Source organism: Listeria rocourtiae subsp. hofi (assembly GCF_963575615.1).
Lineage (GTDB): Bacteria > Bacillota > Bacilli > Lactobacillales > Listeriaceae > Listeria_A > Listeria_A hofi.
This window is the reverse complement of record NZ_CAUYTL010000009.1, coordinates 89,781-96,027: the sequence shown is the minus strand read 5'-3', so window position 1 is coordinate 96,027 and position 6,247 is coordinate 89,781. Positions and strand designations below refer to the sequence as shown.

Sequence of the window (6,247 nt, the reverse complement as noted above, 5' to 3'; positions counted from 1 at the left end):
GCTATTTTGGGTTTCACTCGTTTCCGTTTACGAGGGCTTCCAAAAGTAGCGACCGAAGCCAACCTCTATTTCATGGCTAATAATATGCGAAAACTGGCACGCCTCGCGTGCCTAAATGGAAAAAATACGTATCCAAAATCTAAATGCAGATTTTGGATACGTATTTTTCTAGGTCAGAGAACCTTTTGTCTCAGACTCGTCTCGTTTTAAAAATAACTCATTTTTATGGTATACTAAATCATGCAAACGAGTTTATGGTGGTTGGCAGCCTTCTTTTATGAAAGTAGGTGTTGCCATGTTATTAATGGTTTCTCCTGGAAAGGACTAAGCATGACTGTTTTTGAAAGTCTCACAATTATGATCGCTTTTGCGGCTTTAATTGTGGCTATTATGAACAGTAAAAATGACAAAAAATAAAATCCACCCATAAGCTTGACGGCTAGGCGGATTTCATTAATCTAATACAGCTGTCACCATCTTAAATGGTGTTTGCACTAGGAAGTCATGTTGTCGCATGGCTTCCTTTTCCACTTTATTATAGCACTTTTTGAGAATATCGTCAAAGAACGCTTACTTTAAATTAACGTATATGGCCACATTCCATCGCTCTACCCACTTCTGATTGTTTGGAATATCCTAAAAAAACACCACTGATGAACTGTTTCCTTGTTCCAATCCTCTTTACCTATCCTTGACATGCAAAGCGATGGCCTTTCTTTCCTATAATCCAGCTTGTTCTCGCCGTTTTTTCGCGGCTGCATTAACCTGTTCATCCGCGTGGTAACTCGAACGTACCATTGGACCCGACTCACAATGAATAAACCCTTTTTTCCGTGCTATCCGTTTTAACTCCCGAAATTCGCGCGGATCATAGTAACGCTCCACAGGATAATGCTTTTTCGAAGGTTGCAAATATTGCCCAATCGTCAAGATTTCAACGCCATGCGCCAACAAATCATCCATCGTTTCTAGGAGTTCTTCACGCGTCTCACCAAGACCAACCATAATACTCGATTTCGTAGGCAAATCTGGCTCCATATCCCGAACCCGTTGCAACAATTCAAGCGACCGATCATATGTCGCACGATGACGAACTTGCGGCGTCAACCTTCTCACCGTCTCAATATTATGATTGAAAATATCTGGCTTCGCATCAAGCAACGTTTTTAAACTCTCATAATCCCCCTTCATATCCGATGGTAAAACTTCCACCGTCGTATGTGGCATCCGATAACGAATCGCATTCACCGTATTCGCAAATACCTGCGAACCACCATCCGCCAAATCATCTCGCGCAACCGCCGTAATTACCACATGGCGCAGTCCCATCGCTGCAACAGAATCCGCAACACGCTTTGGTTCACCCAAATCCAAATGCGTCGGAGCACCTGTTGTCACCGCACAAAAGCGACAAGCCCGAGTACAAATATCACCAAGTATCATGAAAGTCGCCGTTTTGCGCTCCCCAAAACACTCTTGAATATTTGGGCACTTCGCCTCCTCACAAACCGTGTGCAGATGGTTTTCCCGTAAATTGCTCTTCACTGCTTTAAAACTCTCACTATTCGTAATCTTAATCTTCAACCAATCCGGCTTTCGCACATGTTCCTTCTTCTTTTCCAATCGTAAAATCCCCTTTCATCGTGAATACAAATAACCTTCCCGCCTAAATTTCTCCTCCGCAAGCTCATGAATCTCACTCCATTGCGCATCCGTCAATGAAAATCGCTCAAACGCCACATCAAATACCTCCGTAAACCCTTCTTGGAACGCTACTTTCATCTCATCTAGCGGAATTTCTCTACCAATCAAATCAAAAATCCCCGCCGCTTTCCCGCCAAAAGCCCGTAACATTCTTTCTTTCACACGCTCATTTTCAAAAACAAACAGATCAAACAATTCAATAGCATTCATATGTAGTGGAATCGAGCCATGTTGCAATAAAATTCCTTCCTGTCGCGCCTGGGCACTACCAATCACCTTTTTCCCATCCAATGTAATCTCATACCAAGATGGCTCTTCAAAACAAATCGCCGTACCACTCGTTTGCATTTTATCCTCTGGTACTGCAAAATTCGCATCAATAGCCAATTTTTGCAATCCGCAGAGTAACGCTTCTGAAATCAGTTTATGTGCTGCTTTTATCGTTTTTGGAACACTCGAATGATTCTCTGCAATTACAAAACTGTATGTCAACTCATCGTCATGCAAAACTGCTTGGCCACCAGTTGGCCGCCGTACCAACCTGAATCCGTGTTTTTCAACCGCTGTCCGATCAATTTTCCCCTCCGTACGCTGAAAATACCCAACCGAAAGTCCCGCCGGCGTCCAGCCATAAAATCGCAAAACAGGCGGAATCATCCCAGCCCGATGCCATTCCATTAATTTCTCATCCACAGCCATATTCACTGCCGGATCAAGCTTAGATTGGTCGAGCAGTAACCATTTTTCTCTCATCATCCTAGTCTCCTTCGTGAAAAGCGCATACTACTTGAATTTTATCTTGTAACCTTTATACTAAGAAAGAATGCGCTATCTTTCAAATGACTATTCGCATAAATTAATCAATGAGGTGATGTAACATGGAACTCGGAAAAAGCATTAAATACTTGCGAACAAACTTAGAACTCACTCAAAAGCAGCTAGCGGAAGGCATCTGTTCCCAAAGCTTACTTAGTCGCGTCGAGCAGGGCCTTGAAATCCCAAGTGTCATCATCGTCCACAACATATGCCAAAAACTCGGCATTACAATAGACACGCTTTTATCCACATCCCAACTTGACTCACCATTCATCCAACTAAGAAAAGAGCTACAAGAACTCTTCATTAGTCATGATTTTGAGACATTATATGCTAGCCTACATAAAAAAACACTCGCCTTGTTCGAAACCCACTCGCAAACAACACATTATTATTTTTACCTTGGAGTATGCGAGCTTCTCTACAAGCATCATCCAAAAAACGCGATTAAGCACTTAGAAGAAGCGCTCCTGCTCAATATCCAACGCACGACAACACATGAAGCCTTAATCCACAGCTATTTGATGCTCGCTTATTTTGAAGATAATAATGATATCAACGCCCTAAAACAATTGAACCAATGCTTACTTTTCCTGCATAAACCAGTAGAAACCTCCCCATTAATGCCAACTATCTATTTAAATATCGCACGCGCTTACGCAAACCAATCAGAACATCTGGCGGCCATTGAATACCTCCACCTTGGTATTTCCTGTTGTCAAAAACAGAACAGCACCTTCCAACTAAGCCATCTATTTTTCGAACTCGGCGTCCTTTTTATAAAAACAGAGCGAAAACAAAATGGTATCCGGAAAATCAAGTTTAGCTTGGAGCTCTCATCCTATCTTGACGAACAATTCGTTACCGCCGAACTCACAAAACGTCGAAAGCTTCTATATTAAATATGCGGATAATCATAATAGAATGCAAAAAAATCGCCAAACTGGTTTCCCAGTGAGGCGATTGTTATTATTTCTCAACAATTTTCAGTAAACCTTCACGAACCCGTTCTAATTTCTCTGCTGCGGCCGTTTCTGTTTCTCCCTTTATACTAAAGTAAAACTTGATTTTTGGCTCTGTTCCAGAAGGGCGAAGGCAGAACCATGATCCGTCCTCCAAGAAGCATTTGATAACATTCGACTTCGACATATCAATCGTTTCCTTCTTATCGTCATCCAGATAATGCCGCTCACTCAATTGATAGTCCTCTACCTTAGCAATCTTCTCGCCGCCCATTTCTTCTGGCATCGATGCTCGGAATGATTTCATAATATCACTAATTTGCTCAGAACCATCTTTCCCACTCATCGTTAACGAGACCAAATCTTCTTTAAAATAACCAAATTGCTCATAGATTTCTTCTAAATCCTCAGCCAGCGTTTTCCTAGCCTGTTTGCTATCGAGCGCTACCTCACAAATTGCAAGTAGTGCTTGAATCGCATCTTTATCACGCGTAAACGGCTTCACCATGAAACCATTACTCTCCTCATATCCGAATTCATACGTATGTGAACCAGTCGTTTCAAAGTTATGAATTTGCTCCGCGATAAACTTAAATCCAGTCAAAACTTCAATCATTTCAACATCAAAATGTTTTGCAATAACGGTTCCTAAATCAGATGTAACAATCGATTTCAAAACCGCAGCATTTTTTGGTAGCTCATTTTGCGCTTTTTTCTGCTTCAATAAATAATGTAAAATTAGCGCACCAATCTGATTACCGCTAAGCACATCATATTTTCCTGATTTCGTTCGAACCACAACACCTAGACGATCCGCATCAGGATCCGTCCCAACGAGTAAATCGGCATCATACTTCTCGCCATAACCAATCGCCACTTCAAACGCTTCCCGATTTTCCGGATTTGGCGATTTTACTGTTGTAAAGTTAGGATCAGGCTCAAACTGCTCGGCAACTTGAATCACATTTGTAAATCCAACGCTCTCTAATGCCTTCAAACCTAGCATACCACCTGTCCCATGAAGCGGTGTGAAAACAATTTTCAAATCCTTACCGTGTTTTTCAACAAGTTCATTGTTCACGATTACTGTTTTTACAGCTTCTAAATATGGCGTATCCACCTTCTCACTAATCACATCCAGCATTCCGTCCGCAATTAGCGCATCTTTGTCCGCCACTTTCACCGCGAAAATATCATCAATAGCATCAATGTAACGCGTCACTGCATCCGCACCATGTGGCGGCATTTGTCCACCGTCTTCTCCGTAAACCTTGTAACCATTATACTCCGCAGGGTTATGGCTCGCTGTAATAACAATACCGCTAAACGTATTCAAAAAACGCACTGCATACGACAATTCTGGCGTCGGACGAAGCGTCTCAAACACATAACTCTTAATACCATGGTACCCGAGTACACGCGCTGATTCATATGCAAACTCCGTCGACATATGGCGGCAATCATACGCAATAACAACTCCGCGTTTCTTCGCTTCTTCACCATTCTCAGCAACATAACGTGCCAAACCTTCCGAAGCCTTGCGAATCGTATAAATATTCATCCGGTTCGTTCCAGCACCTAATACTCCACGCATCCCCGCCGTACCAAATTCCATATTTCTATAGAAACTATCCTCCAACACTTTCTCGTCTTTCTCTCCGCGCAGCGCCTTTTTCAAACCAGCTTCTAGCGCCTCATTTGCCAACCATTTCTCATACTCTTCTCTCCACTGCATCATTTTTCGCCCCTTTTCACAAACTACTTTCCCGAATCACTAAATCCGTGGATAGCGTTACTTTTTTCGTAATCGACCGACCGGCAAGCAATCGCTCCTGCAAAAGTTCCACACCAGTCTCACCCATCAATTCTGTATATACCTTCACCGTACTAAGCGGTGGAAAAACATATTTGGAAACACTCACATCATTCAGACCAATCACACTTACACGTTCTGGCACAGCGATTCCCTGCTCCTGAAGCGCCCGTAAACACCCAATCGCAATCGAGTCATTCGCTGCAAAAAATGCCGTTGGTAAATCCTCGCTGAGTTCTGTAATTGCCCTCATCATCAACTCATATCCTGTTTTAACAGAAAATTTGCCCGAAAAACAATATTTCTTGTCGTAGAGTCCTTTTCGCTTCATATAATCTCGAAAAGCAAGCCACCTCGCATCAATAATATTCGCCGAGTCGTCACTAAACTGCTCTTCCCCCGCGATAAAACCGATATTTCGATGTCCTTTTTCAATAAAGTAATCCAAAACCGACACTGTTGCCTGCTGAAAATCAACAATAACTGAATCATATTTCTGCACCGACTGGTCAAAATCAACAAAACAAATATTAGGATTCCAGTCCGTCAAAGCTTCAATTTGTGCCTGGCTGAACTTTCCTATCGCGATAATGCCCTCCACATTGCCAAGCGTCTGCTCCGGGATATCCTGAAAAACACGCAATACTTGATAGCCTTCCTCTTCGGCTTTACGTTCTGCACCTACACGAATGGATAGATAATATAAATCATTCAACTCTTCTTTTTCTGAATACCAATGTACAATTGCTATTTTTGCGTTTTTCTTTTGCTGTTTACGTTTGTGCTTCGTGTAAGAAAGCTGTTCCGCCGCCTCAAAAATACGTTTTTTCGTATCATCACCGACAGAAAGCGTTTCATCATAATTCAGCACCCGCGAAACCGTTGCAATCGAAACCCCCGCCTGTTTCGCAATATCTTTAATCGTTGCCATTGTCCTAACACGCTCCTCTGC

General features: G+C 42.4%; 6 protein-coding genes. 2 read left to right on the top strand and 4 right to left on the bottom strand.

Annotation, left to right across the window (positions count from 1 at the left end):
* Nucleotides 1-240 precede the first annotated feature (240 nt).
* Nucleotides 241-417: a putative holin-like toxin gene (locus R8925_RS06290; RefSeq protein WP_430539413.1), complete on the top strand. Its 177-nt coding sequence runs from the start codon at nt 241-243 to the stop codon at nt 415-417.
* Between the two features lie 303 nt (nt 418-720).
* Here the strand turns inward: R8925_RS06290 and lipA are convergent, their stop codons facing one another.
* Together lipA and R8925_RS06280 are read right to left on the bottom strand one after the other, a co-directional pair.
* Entirely contained in the window at nt 721-1,623 is a 903-nt protein-coding gene (lipA, locus tag R8925_RS06285) for a lipoyl synthase (RefSeq protein WP_430535039.1), read from the bottom strand.
* A 15-nt stretch (nt 1,624-1,638) separates the two neighbouring features.
* Nucleotides 1,639-2,460, bottom strand: a complete 822-nt coding sequence (locus R8925_RS06280; protein WP_430535038.1) for a lipoate--protein ligase family protein — start codon at nt 2,458-2,460, stop codon at nt 1,639-1,641.
* Nucleotides 2,461-2,582: 122 nt separating this feature from the next.
* Between R8925_RS06280 and R8925_RS06275 the strand changes: the two genes are divergently transcribed.
* Nucleotides 2,583-3,422, top strand: a complete 840-nt coding sequence (locus R8925_RS06275) for a helix-turn-helix domain-containing protein (RefSeq protein WP_430535037.1) — start codon at nt 2,583-2,585, stop codon at nt 3,420-3,422.
* A 67-nt stretch (nt 3,423-3,489) separates the two neighbouring features.
* Here R8925_RS06275 and R8925_RS06270 read toward each other — a convergent pair whose 3' ends face one another.
* Both R8925_RS06270 and R8925_RS06265 read right to left on the bottom strand, forming a co-directional pair.
* Entirely contained in the window at nt 3,490-5,217 is a 1,728-nt protein-coding gene (locus R8925_RS06270; RefSeq protein ID WP_430535045.1) for a phospho-sugar mutase, read from the bottom strand.
* A 16-nt stretch (nt 5,218-5,233) separates the two neighbouring features.
* On the bottom strand, nt 5,234-6,226 hold the full coding sequence (locus tag R8925_RS06265; RefSeq protein ID WP_430535036.1) for a LacI family DNA-binding transcriptional regulator: 993 nt from the start codon (nt 6,224-6,226) through the stop codon (nt 5,234-5,236).
* Nucleotides 6,227-6,247: the final 21 nt, after the last annotated feature.

What these genes read in the sequence shown, in the direction of transcription:
- R8925_RS06290 (WP_430539413.1), top strand. Translation starts at nt 241, where the DNA reads ATGCAAACGAGTTTATGGTGGTTGGCAGCCTTCTTTTATGAAAGTAGG.
- R8925_RS06265 (WP_430535036.1), bottom strand. Translation starts at nt 6,226, where the DNA reads ATGGCAACGATTAAAGATATTGCGAAACAGGCGGGGGTTTCGATTGCA.
- R8925_RS06270 (WP_430535045.1), bottom strand. Translation starts at nt 5,217, where the DNA reads ATGCAGTGGAGAGAAGAGTATGAGAAATGGTTGGCAAATGAGGCGCTA.
- R8925_RS06280 (WP_430535038.1), bottom strand. Translation starts at nt 2,460, where the DNA reads ATGATGAGAGAAAAATGGTTACTGCTCGACCAATCTAAGCTTGATCCG.
- R8925_RS06275 (WP_430535037.1), top strand. Translation starts at nt 2,583, where the DNA reads ATGGAACTCGGAAAAAGCATTAAATACTTGCGAACAAACTTAGAACTC.